General features: G+C 46.4%; 17 protein-coding genes. 10 read left to right on the top strand and 7 right to left on the bottom strand.

Translation table 11 applies throughout. The annotated features are described in order from the left end of the window. Positions 1-229: 229 nt before the first annotated feature. Complete coding sequence (locus QUA20_RS25280) at positions 230-1,768, bottom strand: PAS domain S-box protein (RefSeq protein WP_333192183.1); 1,539 nt, start codon at positions 1,766-1,768, stop codon at positions 230-232. A gap of 319 nt (positions 1,769-2,087) precedes the next feature. Here QUA20_RS25280 and QUA20_RS25275 point away from each other — a divergent pair, with 319 nt between their 5' ends. The 7 genes from QUA20_RS25275 to QUA20_RS25245 all read left to right on the top strand — a co-directional run bounded on the left by QUA20_RS25275 (position 2,088) and on the right by QUA20_RS25245 (position 10,530). Continuing rightward, positions 2,088-2,738, top strand: coding sequence for a DUF3386 domain-containing protein (locus QUA20_RS25275; protein WP_333192180.1), 651 nt, complete (start codon positions 2,088-2,090; stop codon positions 2,736-2,738). Positions 2,739-3,016: 278 nt separating this feature from the next. After that, the gene (locus QUA20_RS25270; RefSeq protein WP_172191146.1) at positions 3,017-3,253 is read left to right on the top strand and encodes a NifU family protein; all 237 of its coding nucleotides are present in this window, start codon (positions 3,017-3,019) and stop codon (positions 3,251-3,253) included. Between the two features lie 165 nt (positions 3,254-3,418). Then, entirely contained in the window at positions 3,419-5,665 is a 2,247-nt protein-coding gene (locus QUA20_RS25265; protein WP_333192178.1) for a glycoside hydrolase, read from the top strand. A gap of 373 nt (positions 5,666-6,038) precedes the next feature. Next, positions 6,039-8,603: a PAS domain S-box protein gene (locus tag QUA20_RS25260; RefSeq protein WP_333192175.1), complete on the top strand. Its 2,565-nt coding sequence runs from the start codon at positions 6,039-6,041 to the stop codon at positions 8,601-8,603. A 530-nt stretch (positions 8,604-9,133) separates the two neighbouring features. Further along, positions 9,134-9,526 carry a response regulator gene (locus QUA20_RS25255; RefSeq protein ID WP_333192173.1) on the top strand — a complete coding sequence of 131 codons (393 nt, stop codon included), beginning with the start codon at positions 9,134-9,136 and terminating at the stop codon, positions 9,524-9,526. Positions 9,527-9,989: 463 nt separating this feature from the next. Continuing rightward, entirely contained in the window at positions 9,990-10,208 is a 219-nt protein-coding gene (locus QUA20_RS25250; protein ID WP_333192171.1) for a hypothetical protein, read from the top strand. Between the two features lie 106 nt (positions 10,209-10,314). Further along, the gene (locus QUA20_RS25245; protein ID WP_333192168.1) at positions 10,315-10,530 is read left to right on the top strand and encodes a hypothetical protein; all 216 of its coding nucleotides are present in this window, start codon (positions 10,315-10,317) and stop codon (positions 10,528-10,530) included. A gap of 197 nt (positions 10,531-10,727) precedes the next feature. On the opposite strand, the gene QUA20_RS25240 is transcribed toward QUA20_RS25245, so the two are convergent. The 3 genes from QUA20_RS25240 to QUA20_RS25230 all read right to left on the bottom strand — a co-directional run bounded on the left by QUA20_RS25240 (position 10,728) and on the right by QUA20_RS25230 (position 11,940). Then, positions 10,728-10,871, bottom strand: coding sequence for a chlorophyll a/b-binding protein (locus QUA20_RS25240; RefSeq protein WP_172191134.1), 144 nt, complete (start codon positions 10,869-10,871; stop codon positions 10,728-10,730). 380 nt (positions 10,872-11,251) lie between these two features. After that, positions 11,252-11,506, bottom strand: a complete 255-nt coding sequence (locus tag QUA20_RS25235; RefSeq protein WP_333192165.1) for a hypothetical protein — start codon at positions 11,504-11,506, stop codon at positions 11,252-11,254. A 74-nt stretch (positions 11,507-11,580) separates the two neighbouring features. Further along, on the bottom strand, positions 11,581-11,940 hold the full coding sequence (locus QUA20_RS25230; RefSeq protein ID WP_333172864.1) for a hypothetical protein: 360 nt from the start codon (positions 11,938-11,940) through the stop codon (positions 11,581-11,583). 588 nt (positions 11,941-12,528) lie between these two features. Here QUA20_RS25230 and QUA20_RS25225 point away from each other — a divergent pair. The 3 genes from QUA20_RS25225 to QUA20_RS25215 all read left to right on the top strand — a co-directional run bounded on the left by QUA20_RS25225 (position 12,529) and on the right by QUA20_RS25215 (position 14,541). Continuing rightward, on the top strand, positions 12,529-13,029 hold the full coding sequence (locus QUA20_RS25225) for an NYN domain-containing protein (RefSeq protein ID WP_333192162.1): 501 nt from the start codon (positions 12,529-12,531) through the stop codon (positions 13,027-13,029). 93 nt (positions 13,030-13,122) lie between these two features. Further along, positions 13,123-13,893, top strand: coding sequence for a ribonuclease III (gene rnc, locus QUA20_RS25220; RefSeq protein WP_333192159.1), 771 nt, complete (start codon positions 13,123-13,125; stop codon positions 13,891-13,893). Positions 13,894-14,112: 219 nt separating this feature from the next. Further along, the gene (locus QUA20_RS25215; RefSeq protein WP_172191128.1) at positions 14,113-14,541 is read left to right on the top strand and encodes a DUF1824 family protein; all 429 of its coding nucleotides are present in this window, start codon (positions 14,113-14,115) and stop codon (positions 14,539-14,541) included. 269 nt (positions 14,542-14,810) lie between these two features. Here QUA20_RS25215 and glgA read toward each other — a convergent pair whose 3' ends face one another. The 3 genes from glgA to hemC form a co-directional block, all read right to left on the bottom strand. After that, positions 14,811-16,238, bottom strand: a complete 1,428-nt coding sequence (gene glgA / locus QUA20_RS25210) for a glycogen synthase GlgA (RefSeq protein WP_333192158.1) — start codon at positions 16,236-16,238, stop codon at positions 14,811-14,813. Positions 16,239-16,632: 394 nt separating this feature from the next. Continuing rightward, entirely contained in the window at positions 16,633-17,460 is an 828-nt protein-coding gene (locus QUA20_RS25205) for a S1C family serine protease (RefSeq protein ID WP_333192156.1), read from the bottom strand. A 445-nt stretch (positions 17,461-17,905) separates the two neighbouring features. After that, on the bottom strand, positions 17,906-18,877 hold the full coding sequence (hemC, locus tag QUA20_RS25200) for a hydroxymethylbilane synthase (protein ID WP_333192154.1): 972 nt from the start codon (positions 18,875-18,877) through the stop codon (positions 17,906-17,908). Positions 18,878-19,544 lie beyond the last annotated feature (667 nt).

The raw sequence follows: 19,544 nt of genomic DNA, 5'->3' as shown, positions 1-19,544 counted from the left end.
CGATAGATTCCTTCAATAAATTCCGTAGCTGGTTAATCTATTATTTTTATGTAATTAGAGTTTTATACAGCGCAGAAGACCAACTACTACACCTAGCAGCCTGGTGTATTTATCATATTATGTCCGCTCGATCGACTGCCATCAAATAGGTTATTTTACCGGAAATTATATCGCCAGCAAAAGATTGCAGTTTCACACTTTCCATGCTCTTAACTTGTGCTTGATAAGATTAGCGTTCGCCATTTTTTGTCTTGGTTTTTGGAGGGCTGACATAGCGCGCCCAAAAAGGTTCCTCGATATCATTCATCGCTGCTAATTTTTGGCGCTCTTCCTCTATGCGCTTGCGTTCTGAAAGATCGGAAAATATGTTGATACTGCCGACAGTCTGGCCGCCTGGCTCTCGCACGGGAGCAGTCCAAAGCCAAACATCGATCGAGCTACCATCTTTTTTCAACAAAGATACTTCCAAACCGTTTTGCGGTTGGCCATTAGACGCAGACTTCAGCAGCGCGTAATAATCTTGCTTTTGCCCTCTAGGAATATTCGGTAAAGGTTTCCCTAAAACCTCAGCCGCAGTCCAGCCAAAAAAATTTTCGGCGGCGCGGTTCCAAACAACGGTATTGCCGTCATTGCTGGTACAGTTAATCGCCAGCGGCGCCGATGCTATCTGCGCTTGCAAAACTTGGTTAACGAGTTGCAGTTTCAATTCTACTTGCTTGCGATCGGTAATTTCCTGACAAGCGCCCCACAAACGGACAACCCGTTCAGCAGTTTTGTCCCACACAACTTGCCAGTAGTCCCGCAACCAGCGCACCTCGCCTTTTTGATTAATAATGCGATACTCGTTGGCTCCCGTGCGGCTGAAACTACAGCATTCTAATTGTTTAATTAATATTTCCCGGTCGTCGGGATGAACGATCTCGGAGTTCCACCAACCAAACGATTCTAATTCTTCAGGAACGAGACCAGCGCAGCGCTCAAAAGCTTCTGTCGCCCACTCGCAGGCGAACTTGCCGTCTGGCAGTGCCTTAAAAGAATAGGCAAAATCCGAAGTAATTTGCGACATAACTCTGTAGTGCAGTTCCGACTCCCGGACTGCCATTTCTGCTTGCTTGCGTTCCCCTATTTGCCGCGAATTAATTATAACTCCCTGCACGCTAGAATCGGAAACCAAACTGTTACCTATCGACTCGATGTAGAGCCAATAACCGTCAGCGTGGCGTATCCGATATTCGATCGGTCCAGCAATTGCGGGAGCTTCTAACAAATTGCCAAAATACGCCTGCCAAGCCAGTAAATCGTCTGGATGGATTAACTCGCCGTGAAAATTGCCAATTCTTTCTTCTAGGTTGTAACCCACAAGCCGCTGTAAAGCTCCGCTGTGGTATCGAACTCGCCCGTCGGAGCCGACAATACTAATTAGATCCGGAGAATTGCGCAGCAGAGCTTGCAGTTTTGCTTCGCTTTTAATTAATCCTTGATTGTCCCTGCGGAGCTGGCTGATTTGTTTTGCCAACTGTTCCTGTAGCTGTCTGATTTGCGATGCTTGCTGGGCGACAGTGCGTTCCAATAGGCGATTATTTTTTTCAATTTCAACCAGCTTTGCTTCGTTATATCTCGCGCTTTCAAACAGGCTGCTGGCTGCTATTTCCTGCAATGAATTTGATAATTTTTCCAGAGTTTTTGTTAAAATTGCCTGTTGCTGTGGTGGCAATTCGCTAGCTTGTTTCTGCAATGTTTCTAAATGTTTGTAGACTGTTTCTAGCATTTTATTAATGGGGGAATCTGAGAGTTGCCACAGGTGCAACCCCTAAAAAGCGGACACAAGTTTTTTCAAAATAACCGATAACTAAGATTGCTGTCTGGCGATCGACCGATCGCGATCTCAATAACCAGGCATTTTGTGACTTTATTTTCAGATCATAGCAACCGATAGAAAAAGTAAATTCTTGTTGCGATCGAATTACCTGCCCAGCAGCACCCCCAAGAAGTGCTCGCCAGGAGTGCGGGTAACTCCCCTATCCAGTGAATGTGGGGGTTCTCGCGGTTAAGCTAAACTAGATGGGTGTCAAGAGAAAGAGGGATTTATGACAGAGCAAGCCAACGCTCGCGATTTGTTTCGCGCTGCTTACGAACACCGCTACACCTGGGATGCTAATTTTCCCGGTTACAGTGCCGATATTGAACTCAAACAGGGCGAGGAAGTATACACGGGTCATGTTTCCATCAAACCCGACATGAGCGTGGAAGTCAGCGGCATTGAAGACGAGGAAGTGCAGCAAAGCGTCTACACCCAAATGCGCGATATTGTCACCCACCGCAAACGCTCGACATTTGAAAAATCTCACGGCAAAAATAGCTTCACCTTGGGCGAGAAAGACAGCACCGACGCTGTGGATATTTTAGTGCAAGGCGACTCAATGGGTTCTAACTATAAAATTCGAGGTCTTTCAATTTGTCAAGTCAGCCGGGTGATGGGCCGCATGGCTTTCGTAATTGACACGCACAAAAGCTTAGAAACACCCGAAGGTTCTTTGGCGACTCACTACGATGCCGTTTTCCGCAACCCCCAAACAGACGAAATCATCAGAGAACTCGAATTTGAAGATACCTTTGACAAGATAGGCGACTATTATGTCATGACAAAGCAAGTAGTTCGATCGAAAGAAAAAGGTCAACTGACAACAACCGAGTTCAACTACTCCAACGTCAAACTGCTAGAACCAGCAGTAGTGTAGCGCGATCGAAAACCCAATTTATTAAATAAAACGGGTTTTTTTGGTTAACCTATCAGAATCAACTTGATTTGGCAGCAAGTAACGCTACGATCGAACCAGAGACCGAATTCAGATCTAGCATCAGCGTGACAGAAACCGGGTTTCTTGCAGCCAGCTCACCTGAGTGCGCAAGTCTTTTGTCAAGAAACCCGGTTGCTTAAATCCTGCGCGGTTGAGAATGCTGCCCTTGAGTCAAATCGAACAAAATCAACTGCAAGAAATCATCACAGAGGCGAAATATGACACTAGCACTAACGAAAGATAACGTCGAAACAGTTCTCGATGAAATGCGTCCCTACCTGATATCAGATGGCGGCAACGTCGAGCTCGTAGAAATCGACGGCCCAGTCGTACACCTGAGACTGCAAGGAGCTTGCGGCTCTTGCCCCAGTTCCACAATGACTCTGAGAATGGGCATTGAACGCCGCCTGCGCGAGGCCATCCCAGAAATTGCCGAAGTCGAACAGGTAATGTAATTAGTCAGTTGGTAATTGGCAGTTGGCAGTTGACGGTTGACAGTTGACTGTTACCAATTACCAGTTGACTGTTACCAATTACCAAATTCAATTACCAATTACCAAATTCAATTACCAATTACCAATTACCAATTACCAATTACCAATTACCAATTACACAATTCAATGTCTCACCCTCTTTATGTAGCCTTCATTTGGCACCAACACCAACCGCTGTACAAATCCCGAGTATCAGCTAGCACAGCAGCAGCTCAGTACCGACTGCCTTGGGTGCGCTTGCACGGAGTCAAAGACTACTTAGATTTAGTTCTCCTTCTGGCAAAATATCCCAAACTGCATCAAACGGTAAACCTGGTTCCATCCTTGATTTTGCAGATAGAAGACTGCATCGCAGACAGAGCATTAGACCCTTACTTGACGGTGACATTAAAGTCAGCAGAAATTTTAACCCTCCCAGAACAAGAGTTCATTTTAGAACACTTTTTTGACGCCAATTACCACACTCTGATTCAGCCGCATCCCCGCTACGCTCAACTCTACACTCAGCGGCAGGAAAAAGGCATTCAGTGGTGTTTGACAAACTGGAAATTGCAGGATTTTAGCGACTTGCTGGCGTGGCACAATTTAGCTTGGATTGACCCGATGTTTTGGGACGACCCCGAGATTGCAGGGTGGCTGAAACAAGGACAAAATTTTAGTTTGACCGACAGAAAAAACATCTACTCAAAACAAAAAGAAATCCTCGCTCGCATCATTCCCCAGCACCGTAAAATGCAAGCTGAGGGACAGTTGGAAGTCTCCACAACCCCCTACACGCACCCGATTTTACCGCTGCTTGCCGACACCAACGGCGGCCGCATAGCCATTCCAAACATGACGCTGCCACAACATCGGTTTCAGTGGGAAGAAGATATTCCCCGACACCTGAGAAAAGCCTGGGAAATGTATGAAGACCGGTTTGATTGCCAACCGCGCGGTTTGTGGCCGTCGGAACAAGCAGTCAGCCCGGAAATTTTGCCCTACATTGCCAAACAAGGCTTTAAATGGATAGTCTCGGACGAAGCAGTATTGGGGTGGACAATTAAACACTTTTTTAACCGCGACGCGGCAGGGAATGTCGGCGAACCAGAATTGTTATATCGCCCTTACCGTTTAGAAACTCCTGACGGCGATTTAGCCATAGTATTTAGAGACCACAGATTGTCCGACTTGATCGGGTTTACTTACGGTTCGATGGAACCGAAAAAAGCAGCATCAGATTTAGTGGGACACTTAGAAGCGATCGGCAAAACTCTCAAACACCGACAATCCGACGGCCAAACAGCTTTAGAAAATCCCTGGTTAGTTACGATCGCCCTAGACGGCGAAAATTGCTGGGAATTCTATCCGCAAGACGGCAAACCTTTCTTAGAATCCCTCTATCAAACTCTCAGCGACAATCCAGATATCAAATTAGTCACAGTCTCGGAATTTCTCGACAAATTCCCAGCAACCGAAACAATTCCCGCAGCCCAACTGCACACCGGTTCCTGGGTGGACGGTTCTCTCACAACTTGGATCGGCGATCCCGCGAAAAATCGCGCTTGGGACATATTAGGGCCCGCGAGACAAATGCTGGCAAACCATCCAGAGGCCACAGAAGAAAGCAACCCAGAAGCTTGGGAAGCGCTTTATGCAGCCGAAGGTTCCGACTGGTTCTGGTGGTTTGGCGAAGGTCACACATCGAACCAAGATGCCATGTTCGACCAGCTATTTCGCGAACACGTAGCGGGGATTTACGAAGCTCTCGGCGAACCCGTACCCCCGGAAGTGCGGCGGCAAGTAGAGGTGCACGAGGTTCAAGGCGACCACCAGCCGCTGAGCTTTATTCACCCGGTGATTGACGGTATCGGCAACGAACAAGATTGGGACAAAGCCGGCCGGATTGAAGTTGGGGGAGCAAGGGGTACGATGCACCGGAGTTCGGCAATTCAGCGGCTTTGGTACGGGGTTGACCACTTGAATTTTTACATTCGCGCCGACTTCAAGGCAGGGGTGCGGCCGGGAATTGATTGCCCTCCAGAGTTAAATTTGTTCTGGTTTTATCCCGATCGCACGATGAAAAACAGTCTGATTCCGCTGTCGGGTTTGCCCGAGGAAGCACCGCTAAACTACCGATTCCACCATCAGTTAGAGATTAATTTGCTGACGAAATCGATTGCGTTTCACGAAGCAGGAGAGGGCGATGAGTGGCAGCCCCGCCTCAGCCGGGCCCAAGTGGGATTGGATAAATGTTTGGAGATAGCAGTGCCCTGGGCGGATTTGCAGATTATGCCCGACTGGCAGATGAGGCTGATTGCGGTTTTATCGGAAGGGGAGCGTTACTCTACCTGTATGCCGGAAGATGCTTTGATTGCGATCGGAATGCCGTAAAAAGTAATTAGTCATCAGTCATTAGTCATTAGTCTGTAGGGGCGGGTTTCACCAGCAAAATAGCACTGCAAAGCCAAATACTAAATATAAACCCGCCCCCCCCAACTGAATTAGTCAACACTCATTAGTCATTTTGTGAAGGAAAAAACAATTCAATAATTATCAACTTTTCTTGACAGGGAGATTCGGATATTGCTGCCTAATGCTTTCATCATTACGCTCGCATCCAGTCGTTGTATAGCTATAAAATTTGTTTGTAGTGAGGGCTTGAACCCTGATTGCAAAGAGGAAAGGATTCGTCAATACAAACCGTATAATAATGGTTAATTTACCGGATCATCATATCATTAGTCATGGGGAAATCAACAAACTAATGAGCTGCATTTTACTCTTGGTCGATCGCCACCAACAACCTAATTTCCCGATCGCCAACCTCAACACCGAGCATGAGGTGATCGTAGTCGATCGCGCTTTAGATCCCAACTCCGAATTTCCCATTCCCCAAATCCCTTTTGACTTGTGCATTCTCGACGAGGCCTCTTTCGATCGCATCGGGCCGCTGATAGAAGCATTAAAAGCTGCCGCCGAGCCGATATTTTTACCGTTTTTGCTCCTTAGCCAATCCCAAACGCCTGCTCTTTCTGAGCAATTTTCGCTGCCGGCAAAACAACTCGATGGCAGAATTGACGATTTGATAGCAACTCCCCTCGATGCCGCCCAACTGCACTTGCGGGTAGAAAATTTGTTAGCCCGCAGGCGGCTGTCGCTAGAACTCCACAGACTTCAAGAAGTAATTAAAGAAAGAACTGTTAAAGAAAGTTTGTTAATCGACTCGCTGCAAACGGCAAACGAAAACCTGCAACGGGAAATCGCCAAGCGGGCGGAGGTAGAAGCTGCAGGGCGAGAAAACTCCTATCTCGACTTGCTGATGAATGCCATGCCAGATATTGTCTGCTTCAAAGATGGCGAGGGCAGGTGGCAGGAGGCAAATCAAGCGATCTTGGAAGTGTTCGAGCTAGAAAAAATAGACTACCGCGGCCTTAAAGATTTTCAGCTAGGAGAACTCAGCACTTTTTACCGCGAGGCCCTACAGGCGTGCGAGGTCAGCGATCGAGAAGCGTGGGCAAAAGGTAAGCTTTCTAGGGGGGAAGAAATGATTCCCCGATCGGACGGTACTGTGAAAATCTACGACGTGATTAAAGTACCCGTATTTCACCCGGACGGCAGACGCAAAAGTATCGTGATTTTGGGCCGCGACATCACGGAATACAAGCAAGCTAGAGACGAGCTCGTGCGCTTAGCGTCGATTGTCGAGTCTTCCGACGACGGTATAATCAGCAAAACCCTCGCCGGGACAATTCAGAGCTGGAACGCAGGAGCAGAGAAGATTTACGGCTACTGTGCGGCGGAAATCAAGGGGCAGTCGATCGAGATTTTAGCAATACCCGAACGCCCCAAGGAAATTCCCCAAATTCTGGAACATATTAGGGCGGGAGCCAGCATCGACCATTACGAAACCGTGCACTTGCGGAAAGACGGCCAACAGATAGATGTGTCCCTGACAATTTCTCCGATTAAAGACGCCACAGGAGCGGTAACCGGCGTTTCAACAATCTCTCGCGACATCAGCGACAGCAAGCGAGTCGAAAAAGCCTTTGAACAACTCCGCCACCAAACAGAAATGATTTTGTTCTCCGCAGGAGAAGGAATTTGCGGGTTGAACAGACATGGAAAAGTAACTTTTGTCAATCCTGCGGCGGTGAGAATGGCCGGCTGCGAATTGAAGCAATTGATCGATCGACCGCTCTATGAAAGCTTACACCGTTCACAGGAAGAATCCTCAAGGGCGATCGATCAACTCTCACCTGCAAAAGACATCAATTCAGGCGCTGAAATTGTCCCACACTGCGCGGCACCGCAGGCCGGCAAACTGCTGCCTCAGCGGGTAAGTTCTCAAATTTTAGCCACCTTGGAAGACGGAGAGGCGCGGCGCGTCACCGATGAGATTTTTTGGCGGCGAGACGGTAGCAGTTTTCCGGTTGAGTACGTTGTTGCTCCGATGCGAGAACAAGGCGAAATTATTGGAGCTGTGGTGACTTTTAAGGATATTACTGAGCGACTGGCGATCGAGCGCATGAAAGATGAATTCATCTCTGTTGTCAGCCACGAACTGCGGACGCCCATGACTTCGATTCACGGCGCCCTCGGCCTTCTCAACAGCGGCCTGCTTGACGTTTACCCCCACAAAGCCAAGCGGATGCTGGAGATTGCTGTCACTAACACTGAACGCTTGGTGCGCTTGGTCAACGACATCTTGGATTTAGAGCGGATGGAGTCGAATTACAGCACTGCCATCAAACAAACTTGCAATGTCGCTGAGCTGATGCGGCAGGCGGCCGACGAGATGCAAGGAATGGCTCAGGAGGCGGGAGTTACTCTGTCGGTGAGACCTGTGGGGGCGCAATTGCAAGCTGTTCCCGATCGGCTAATTCAAGCCTTGACAAATTTGCTCAGTAATGCTATTAAATTTTCTCCCTCCGGGGCTACGGTTTGGCTGAGCGGGGAGTTGATCCACAATCGGGATTTGGCAGACAAAGCTGGGTTGAAGTCGGTGTCGTCTCCGTCTTTGTTGTCTGCTGAGGCTGCCGTCGCCCATCCGCACTTGACAGTATCGAGATCGTCGTACATCCTGATTGCTGTGAAAGACCAAGGGCGGGGTATTCCGGCAGACAAGCTGGAAATGGTCTTTGAACGCTTTCAACAGGTTGATGCTTCTGATTCTCGGCAGAAGGGAGGTACTGGTTTGGGGCTGGCTATTTGTCGCAGTATCGTGCAGCAGCACGGGGGCCGGATGTGGGTGGAGAGCGTTTTGGGGGAGGGCAGCACTTTTTTCTTAAGTCTGCCAGTTCCAAGGGAGGCGCTTGCAACGGAAAGTTAATTTCTACGCGGGTGTATCCAAAGTTACTGATTTTGTGCAGATTGTTCGATCGAGTCAATCGATTTTAGATTTTAGATTTTAGATTTTAGATTGAAGCATTGACCCCACGGATAAATTCGGGGGCTGGTTTATCGGATACAGGTTTTTTATTTCTCCACGGATGAATACGGGGGCTTGTATCCTGGATGCTTTCGGTCACCGACTAACAATCTCAGCCTTTTCTGTCGTTCGGGGACTGCGAGCAAAAACCGCGATTTGAGGTCGAAAAACGGCTTTTTTTGGGGGAGAGATTTTACAGCAACCGCGCCGGACGGTTAGGATGTTCTTAATTGTTGAAAACCTGGCGGTCGATTACAACTTCGGTCTTCTTTCTTCTTTCTTTTTACCCGCTCAGCTTCGCCGCTATAGCCTTCAACACCTGCTATGCAGTTTTGAAAATTTACTGTAAAGTCTGATCTGGTAAGATAATTTGTTTTACAAAAAATTCACATTTCGCCTCTAGTCTACGATCAGTTCTCATTTCTAAAAAAATGTTAATATTGACTGCCAAGCGCATCTTGGTTATTGACGATGCGGAAGATATTCGGGAAGTGGCTCAAGTCAGTCTTGAGGTAGTGGGGGGCTGGGAAGTCCTGACTGCTAGTTCTGGCCGCGAGGGTGTTGCTAAGGCTCTTGCCGAACAGCCTGATGCTATTTTATTGGACGTGATGATGCCCGACCAAGACGGGCCTACTACTTTTTTACAGTTACAAGCTAATAATGCTACGCAGCACATTCCCGTAATTTTATTGACGGCTAAAGCTCTGGCTGGGGACAGGCGGATGTTCGCGGATTTGGGGGTTGTGAGCGTGATTGCTAAGCCTTTTGAACCGATGTTTTTGGCGGCTCAGGTCGCTGAAGCTTTGGGCTGGGATCAAAAATAGATCGATCGCGCGCGTTGAATTGTGAAGTTTTTCAAGCATTAGTCTTGCAGGCAAAGAAAGTTAAAAAAACTTGGTTTCTTTGGTATTGTGCCTCAGATTAAATCCGGGCGATCGTACAGCATAAGTCTAAGGACTTAGGCTCTGTGCCTTTCGTCCAGTCAGTTTAAGACTAAAAACCGCAAGGAAGGCAGGGTTGAAACGCCTGCCTTCCTTGCGGTGAAATTGATACCAATAGACTAGGCCTAAATCCCTATTTCTAGTGCGTTCATTTAACCGGATTCGACCTCAGCCATGAACTCAATATTCCTGCTGGTTTCTGATAAAAATATAAGCTGGCAGGAGTATTTTACTTTTTGTGACAACTTTCTCGTCTTCATAAGTTCTTCAGGTTTTAGTTTTAAGTTTAAGCACATGGTCAGGGAGCGATCCTGACTGGTGGCAGATACATTGGGAGAAGACGACTATGCCCTCAGCTTACATTTTGCTACTGATAGTTTCTCTGGTGGCAGTCGGGATTTACTGGCAAACATCTCAAGATATTTTTGTTCTTGTGGCTTTAGCCGGACTTGGTTGTTTTCTTTGGGGTTTCTCTTGGGCCCCTTGGAATGTTCAGCTTCTGATAGTGGTGTTGCTGTTCGGTTTCCAAAAATGCTACTTGCGAGACGCTCAAAGTTGTGATTGAAAAGAGATTTTTTCTTGTTGTGTATGAAGTTGAGATGCACCGACATTCGTCAATATCTGTAATGAATTGGTTATCGCTCCATATCTTAAAAAAGGTTTAAAATCTCATGAATAGTTGCCCTTGTTGCTCCTCTCAATTGCTCCGCCACGCTCGCCACAATCGCGTTTATTGGTTTTGCTCGCACTGCTGGCAGGAAATGCCGGATTTGTCGGAGATGATTTTAGGTAACAGCGCCGCGCGGACTCACAAACGGGACGGTTTGGTGAAGCTTCCTGCTTTGACTCCTAAAATGAGGATGTTGGATTCAGTAGGAATTGCTTAGTTTGCTGGAGTTAGTCTCGCGATAAATATCGAGACGGAAAAGATTTTTGATTCTGCCATCTGTGGGATTTTTTGAGAGAAAATGCAAAAGCCCCCTTCCGTGTGAAGTGAAGGGGACTTATGAGCGGGGGGGCTTTTGCAATTGTGATGGGGTCGATCGCCCGACTGAATTTCAGCTATTGTATGCAGAAGAGCTGATTACATCAAACCGACTTGAGAGAGAATGCCTTGACCGGTGAGGAATTCGGTAGCTAGACCGATAACGAAGCCCAACATTGCCAAACGGCCGTTCCAGGTTTCAGCAAACTCAGTGAAGCCAACTTTTGCGTCTTTGTTTTCCATGACCAGAAACCTCGTTTAATTTCAACCTTCTGTAACTAAACTTAACACAGCAGTACAAAGTTTGCAACATATTTTTACATTTACAGTTCAAATGCCGGAGATAAGCGGGATGGGCCCGCAGGGAGAGGGGCGATCGGGCGATCGCATCGAAGGCGAGAAACCCGGTTTCTTCTTGTATTTTTTGTGACTCGTCGCAAAATCTCGTAGAAACCGGGTTTCTGAGGTCAGGGCGCGTGGGTCGAAGGATGTCAGAAAAATAATTTTTAGTTAATATAAAATAGCAAAAATCTAGTGACACTCCGCCTGGGGTGCCGCGGAAGAGCAAACCCTAATTGTTTCGCACACAGCATAATTCCGGGGCACCATGCAATCTGAATCTATTAGATGCGAAGGTATTTCACAAAAATACTCATCACCTCACCACTTTTAGCAGTTGGTAGCAGGGGACTCCAGACACCAACCTCAGCGTACCCGCGCGCGTGGAGTACGTAAATTGTACTCCTGACAGCTTGGGGAGAACCTATCAGCAGATGTTTGAGGGGTTCTTTCTCAGGATTTGCTGCGTCGGGAGTTAGCAGGGACGCGGGAAGTTGAATGGCGTCGCTGCTGGAATTCGATAAAAAACTCTGTGTCACAGTGATTAAAGGCTTTTGCTAGTTGAGTGCTACATCCAAAAAATACAACACCCAGCCCGCTTGACACCACCAATTCAGTGTAAATATTCCCCTATTTTCTTAGATTTGTTTTTGATTCGTTCTAGTACCTCCTCCAAAAAATCTTCATTTTTGCCAGCAACCTCTATCATCTCTCGCAGCGTGTCAGCGTATGACAAGGTACGCTTGTGGTGGTCTGGCATTTTTTCAAAACTCGGCCCCCACCGCTTGACGGCATCAATATTAACGCCTAAAACCTTTACCAGAAGCAGGTTGCAACGCGCTTTGTAGCCTCTGGCTTTTTCTTCTTCTTGTGTGGCGTGGAACCACCGACGGCAAAAATCCCAAGCTTCCATTGACTCACTCAGCCAGCTAAACCATTTGTCGCGTCGCGACGTTCTGCAAGTTCGCAACATAGGGTAAAAATTACACTGTTTTAGGATTATGGTATCATCCCATTTGGTGTAAAATTTCCCCTAATAGACTATAGCTGACAATTGAGACTTACCCACAAGTAGCCAGAAACCGGGTTTTTTTGCGAAAATACTTCGCTGCATCCCGCAGATTCGATAAAAAACCCGGTTTCTTTTGTCGGATCGCATAAGTCCCGTTCATAAAATCAAGCTCAAAAAATAAATCAGATTACCCCTTGAAATTTTAGAATTAATGTGCCAGCATCAAAGTAGTATAGCTGAGATAAACACCCTCATTCAAAAGCAAGGAGTGTTGGTTAAGTCGTCTCAGCGAGGATGATGGGTTTATTTCGGCTGGCACAACATTTGTTTAAATGTGTATATCAACGGGTTTTTAGAACCCCTAGCCGAAGTTTACGCATCGTATCGCTGAGACGCTAACCAAACAAATACAAACTAAATTCATAGTTTGTTACTAGAGCCATTTGTTAAATGGGAAAGCTCATTTTTGAGCGAACCCAAAAACAATACTTCGTGCTAGATGGGTAATTTATTGATGCTGTCTGCTCACCCTTTTTTAGGAACGATCCAATGACAGACAATCATCGAACAACAGGCCAACAAAAAAGCCAGTCTCAGCCTTTAGTTTCCATTTATTGGGATTATCAGAACATCTCTCATTACAAACGAGCCAAAGATTTATTACTCTTTGCTAGTGGACTGGGATGTGTCGTCAACCGCAAAGTTTACAACAATTGGGAAAAACAAAATAAGGAAGCAAAAGAAACTTTACGCTGTCTAGATTTTGAATTTGTTCATGAACCGGTAAAAATCACAGGTGCTGTAGACTTTAATTTGTTTGGCGAGTGCTATAGCGAGGCGTCAAGTAGCCTATACCCACATACATTTATTATTGTGTCTGGAGACGGCTACGGTGAAATTTTGATTCGCAAGCTGCATGAAAAGGGGAAGAAGGTAATAATTGTTGCCCGCAAAGGTAATGATAGTCACAATCTCAAAAAGCTTGCGGATGGATTTTACTTTGTCGATGAATTGCCAAAGTCGATCGAGACTTACAAACTGACTGCCTAAACTTCCTAGACATTCACCAGGTCGCAGATAGCAAAAATCCAGTTTATTTGATAAACTAGATTCTCCAAACCTACCGCTATCTGCGGCTATTTCATGTCAACTCCCGCCCTAGCCCTGAAGTCTGCCCAAAATGACAATTATCAAACTCCCATGCCATTAACTAATCCAACACAAGAAATCAAAATTCCCCTTCCCGAATTCAACAATGAAAAACTGCTGCGCCAAGCGCTCACTCACCGTTCCTACGTCAACGAAAACCCCGCATATCGCGAAGAAGACAACGAACGCTTAGAATTTCTCGGCGATGCTTTGCTGACTTTTCTCAGCGGCGAATATCTTTATCAGCGTCACCCAGAAATGGGGGAAGACCAACTGACTCGCCGGCGTTCAGCATTAGTAGATGAAAAACAATTAGCCAGATTTGCTACTGAAATCAATTTAGACTTAAAAATGCGGCTCGGAAAAGGAGCTTATCGAGAAGGTGGGATTACCAACCCAAATTTGCTCAGCAGCACTTTTGAAGCATTTATTGGCGCTTACTACCTCGACACGCAAGACATGGACAAAGTTCGCAACTTTGTGCGACAAATGTTTGATTCTGTTCCCGAAAATGTGGTGGAAACTCGATCGACTGTAGACTCGAAAAATCGGTTTCAGGAATGGGTACAGGCCAACGGTGACACGACTCCGCCCAAATACGTGACCATCCAAGAAGGAGGCACACCCCACAAGCCGGAATTTCTCGCTAAAGTTTATGTCGCAGAGAAACTCTATGGAGAAGGTAAAGGCAAAAGCAAAAAAGATGCTGAGAAAAATGCGGCCGAAGATGCGCTAGCAAAGCTGAAAAAACGCGGACTGATCTAAATTTGAAAACATCGGTAAGAACTACTAGCTTTTTTGTGCGCTACGGGCGTTAGCGAAGCCCTCGAAGACGATCGCCAAAATTGATTGTCAGAGTCCACAATCGGCTATAATCAGGACTTGCGCAAGTGTTACCGCCGTCGATAGAGGGTGGCAATGGCAGAAATTCGTTGACGAGTACCCGAGTGTCGATCGTAATTTTGGGAAATATCAGAGCAATTCATGTCTACTCAAAACCCGACTACCCTAACTGTTGAAGAAGCACAGCAAATCCTCAAGGATTTCACTTGTCTGGATATGCAATCTGTAGCATCGCCGCTGGAAAAACAGGCGCTGCGTCAAGCGATTTTGCTGGTAGCAAGTTTGTCGGATTATCAAATGTTGGGAGTGTGCGCTTCTTCGACGGATGAGGGGTTTTTAGCTTTAGAAGCTTATTTGAAAGCTTTGGGATATCAAGCTGTTTTAGATCCCAATGCTGTCTCGACCTTTGCTGGTTCGGTTTATATTAAGTTTAATACTTTGAAGGGTTCGTATTATGTTGACGGTTATATCGGAACTTACCGGGGCGTTTTGATTTCGTGTCAATCTTCCTCAGAAGGTGGAGTTAGTGGCACTTACGGTCATTTACCTCTCGATTTATTTGTTGATTAATTTGTCAGTAGTCAGCAGTCAGCCGATCGATTAAATTGAATCAAAAACTGACTGATGCACCTTACTAAGCTGGTGCGTCAGCCGATCTCCTCTCGATTCAGTCGAATCAAACACCGACTGATATCAATTCCGTTAGCCTCGGAATGATATAAACGGAGGACACGGCAGTGCCGTTTCCCTACCACGATTAATTGTAGGGACACGGCACTGCCGTGTCCTCTATATCATAAGGAGTGCAGCCGGAATTGATATGACGCACTGTACTAAGATTAACTTTTACCAACGATCAATTCTGGCTGTGGTTCCGGTGCAGTTTCTTCGGGCGGCAGTCCCAAAATATCGCTGTACAAGTTGACGTATTTCCGGGCAGAAATATCCCAGCTAAAATCTTCTCTCATGCCGCGCTGTTGCAGTTCTTTCCACTTATCTTTGTAGCGGAAACCTTCCCAAGTTCTGATCATGCAGGTGAACAAGTCGAGGGGTTCGTAGCGATCGAAACAGTAACCTGTACCAGTGTTATTGATCGGATCGTTGTGGGAAACGGTATCGACTAAACCCCCGGTGCGGCGCACCATTGGCACGCACCCGTAGCGCAGGGCAAGCATTTGGCTGATGCCGCAGGGCTCGAAACGGCTGGGCATCAGGAAGGTGTCGCAGCCTGCGTAAACGCGACGGGAGAGGGCTTCGTTGTAGAGTAATTGGGTGGACATCCGACCGGGATAGCGGGCTGTCATTTGCCAGAGTTGGGTTTCGTAGTAGCGATCGCCCGTTCCAAGTACAATAAATTGAGCGTCGGTATAGGCCATGAAGCGATCGAGCATTTGAATAATCAAATCCAATCCCTTCTGTTCTACCAGCCGCGTCACCATGCCCATTAAAAAGGCACCTTTATTCACTTCTAAACCGACTTCTTCTTGCAGGGCAATTTTGTTAGCTGGGCGCTTTTCAATAGTATCAGCACTGAATTGTTGATGGATGTATTTGTCAGTTTCTGGGTTGTAAGATTCTGTATCAATTCCGTTCAAAATGCCCGAAACCTTGCCGCCGATGAAAGACAGCAAACCTTCCAAACTTTCCCCGTAAGCTGGGGTTTTGATTTGCTCGGCGTAAGTCGGCGAAACTGTATTTACTCGATCGGCAAACTGTACTGCGGCAGCCATTGTATTGTGACCTTGCATATACCAAGGACACCAAGTCATCTGCTCCAAACGCCAGCGCCACGGCCCTTGATAAGCTAAATTGTGAATAGTAAAAACCGTGCTGATATCGGGGTCTTGGCTCATCCAAACAGGTATCATCCCGGTATGCCAGTCATGACAGTGGATAATTTGGGGCTTCCAGTGATTCCAGGCAAATTCAGCCGCAGCATTGGCAAAGAAAGTGAACCTCCAATCTTCATCTACACCGCCGTAAACGCGGCGCGGCAAGAAAGATGGATGTTGCAATAAGTATAAAGGTACATCGGTTCCCGGCAAAACAGTTTCAAAGACGGAGAAGCTTTGGAACATGGCCGCCCCATCCCAAACAGGTTTTTTGGGAACGTCCATTTTGTCGGGGATGAAACCGTAGTAGGGCATGAAGATGCGGACATCATGTCCCATGCGCCGCAGAAATTTAGGCAAAGCGCCGACGACATCGCCCATACCGCCGACTTTGGCGAGGGGTGCTGCTTCGGCGGATACAAATAAAATGCGCATTATTTTTTTGTGTTCCTTGAGATTGTTAGTCTAGATTAAGTTTAAATGGCGAGCGGCACAATATTAACGCAGCGCCCAAAAACAAGTATAAATCTGAGTTGCTGTAGCGATCGCCCTTTTTCCATCCGTGTTTATCCGCGTTGCGGAGGGCCGAACAAAAGAGCGATCGCCTGGACTCTCCTCCCGCCACAATTTTCACTATCTAATCAAATTTATATCTCACTTTTTGATTGACGGTAAACATCAAAAATGGTATGCAGTTTGATGATTTTTACGCCTTAGTAAAACTGAACGCAAAGCCATCAGTATGGAATTAAGCAAATAGCGATCGCCTTTTGCATCCCTATCATAAAAAGAGCGATCGCCCGAATCACATATTACCGACAACTCCCGACTAATTCTGAGAATCCTCCTCAAAACTTTCTTCAAATCCAGCTAAAAAATCATCCAAAGCTTCAGAGGCGATCGCCAAATTAATATTATCAGCATCTTCCCATCCCCACGTATTCACCCCAACCACTTGACCGGCCATATTAATCAGCGGCCCGCCGGAATTTCCCGGATTAATCGCCGCATCAGTTTGCAACACCTTCACCTCAGCAACATCATCTACTTCTTCGTCGCCTTCTTCATACTCATCGGGTTCGCGAATTGCACTAATAATACCTTGAGTTACAGTTGAAGCAAACTGCCCCAAAGGATTGCCCACAGCAATTACTGTATCTCCCACTTTCACATCAAAAGACAACTCTAGGGGAGGATATTCCTGGGGAGATTCGACTTGTTCCCCTGTTTCCGGGTTGAAGGTAAAATCGCTAATTAAGAGCAACACTAAATCTTCTTCCGCATTACCGGTAAACACCACCTCTGCCAGTCTCAATTTTCCGTCGTAAGTTTCCACTAAAACCTGTTCGACTTCATCTTCTTCATAGAAGTAATCTTCATCAGCAATATCTTCGACCACGTGATAGTTCGTGACAATTACGTCCGGCGATACAAAGAAGCCACTCCCTGAAGAAATCTCTTCTTGTGTCTCCCAATCCATGACGTAAACTGAAACTACGGACGGCAAGACTTGCTCGACTACATCCGAAAAATTTCCTGCCTGAGTTTTAAACTCTTTCAATTGCTGCTGCAAAGCTTTTTGGTCGGCCTGCATTTTGCGATAAAGTTGCTGAACTTTGTTCAATTCCAGCTTTATTTGAGTTTCCCTAGCGCTCATATTTTGCCTTTTTCTGAAATAGATTGCTGATTAATTTCGGATGTTTGATTGTAGATTTTGGATGGGTCTATTGATAATTATAGGACTTACGAAAAAAATCGGTTTTTGGGAGAAATCTTGGGTACTAAATCGAAATCTCCACCCGTGCGCAGCGTCCTAAATTAGTCAGAATTTTTTGAAACCGACGGTCAACTTTATGCTCTAATCGGACTTACGCTCAGAAACCCGGAATCAGCGAAAATCCTTGGTTTGACGACCAGATATAGAACAAACCGGGTTTCTGAGGTCGGGATCGTAAGTCTAATCTAAAATCCCATCAAAAATCTACAAACATACTGCTAGTGTATCTGTGAAAGCAAAAGCGAACCGCCAGTTATTTTTATTTTACAAAAGGCGATATCTCTAGATTAGTCTAAAAGCATTGACAAATAGATGCCGATCTGGTTTAGGAACCGCGCTGAACTTGGACAAATATTTCCTCCAAAATTTCACTAGCTCCCTGTTGGCGCAGGCGGTGAGCGAGGTCAATTCCCAACAGTTCAGCAGTCTCGGCAGGGCCGGAAACAGTATCTTTGACAAATCGCTGGCCGTCGAGACTCGATACCATTCCGGTTAAGGTTAATTGACCGTTTTCTATTTTGGTATTGACGCCTATAGGCACTTGACAGCCGCCTTCTAATTCCCGCAGAAATGCGCGTTCGGCATAACATCTTTGGGCGGTTTCCGAGTGTTCGAGAGCTTTAATTACTGCCATGATTTCTGTATCTCCGGCGCGGCATTCGATGCCCAAAGCACCTTGTCCGACGGCGTGAAGGGAGATTTCAGCAGGGATAATTTGGTGGATGCGATCGCCCATACCCAATCTTTCCAATCCCGCCACTGCTAAAATAATGGCGTCGTAACCGCCCTCATCTAATTTAGCGAGTCGAGTATTGAGATTGCCGCGAATATCTTTAAATTCAAAATGAGGGAAATGGTGGCGCAATTGAGCTAGCCGCCGCAGGGAAGAAGTGCCGATTACTGAACCTTCTGGGAGGGTGTCGAGTTGCTTGTCTTTGTGCTTGGAGTGAACTACCAAGGCGTCAGCGGGATTTTCCCGTTCGGTGACGCATCCTAAGATTAAACCTTCGGGCAAATTGGTAGGCAAATCTTTGAGGGAATGAACGGCAAAGTCCGTTTCATTGTTAATCATTCCCGTTTCTAATTCTTTGGTAAAAAGTCCTTTATCGCCAATTTTAGCGAGGGCGACATCAAGAATTATGTCCCCTTGGGTGGACATGGTGTGGACTTCAAAAGTGTGTTCCGGGAAGTGTTTCTGTAGCTGTTCTTGCACCCAGTGGGTTTGCACGAGAGCGAGTTGGCTTTTGCGGGAACCGATGCGAACGGTTCGGGAAGGGGCAGATGTGGTTGGGGACATAAGATCGATCGGAGGATAGCTTGAAATCAGCCAATATATTCACCTGATCTAGCGTACCGCAGGTGGGGACTTTAATTGCTGGTTGGGATAATTCGGGCGATAAAATAGAAATACCTGATTTTGACCGCCAGTTTGAAAAAAGGATGCAACGGTAGGCAAGCTCCAAACCTTTACATAATAAGCCATTGGCAATCTAAAATCTAAAATCTAAAATCTAAAATTGTATGACTGCCAGTAGCAGTTAGCCTTGATGATGTTTCCCATCCTGCATTGGGCGTCGCTGGCACGGGGGCGATCGACATTCCGAAGCAAAGGCTGCCGGTCATGTAAGATTTACCTAGCGTCGAGCCGGATGAACCTGGTTGGCATGACGAGTTAGCTCAGCGGCAGCTCGAAAGAATTAGCTCAAAGGTGGCCAGATTTGGGTAGAGAAATGTAGTTGCGAGGGGAAAAGAGCGATCGTAATTGCGATCGTACTTCTAAAGCCACCAAATAGCTTAGCATCAAAAGTGAATTTGTCAAATTACTAAAATCCTAAAACTATGAAAAGTGCTCTTGACGTAGCTCGTTACTTTTTATGCCGTGTCGATCGGGAGCGTGTCACTTTTGCGATGAGTATTTATACTCAAACATTTCTTCGCTTACCAATTAAGCCATTTAAGTAAGC

This window comes from Microcoleus sp. Pol7_A1 (genome assembly GCF_036701085.1).
In the GTDB taxonomy this organism is placed as follows: domain Bacteria; phylum Cyanobacteriota; class Cyanobacteriia; order Cyanobacteriales; family Microcoleaceae; genus Microcoleus; species Microcoleus asticus.
The sequence above is the reverse complement of the archived record's forward strand: the minus strand, read 5'-3'. Positions and strand labels throughout refer to the sequence as shown.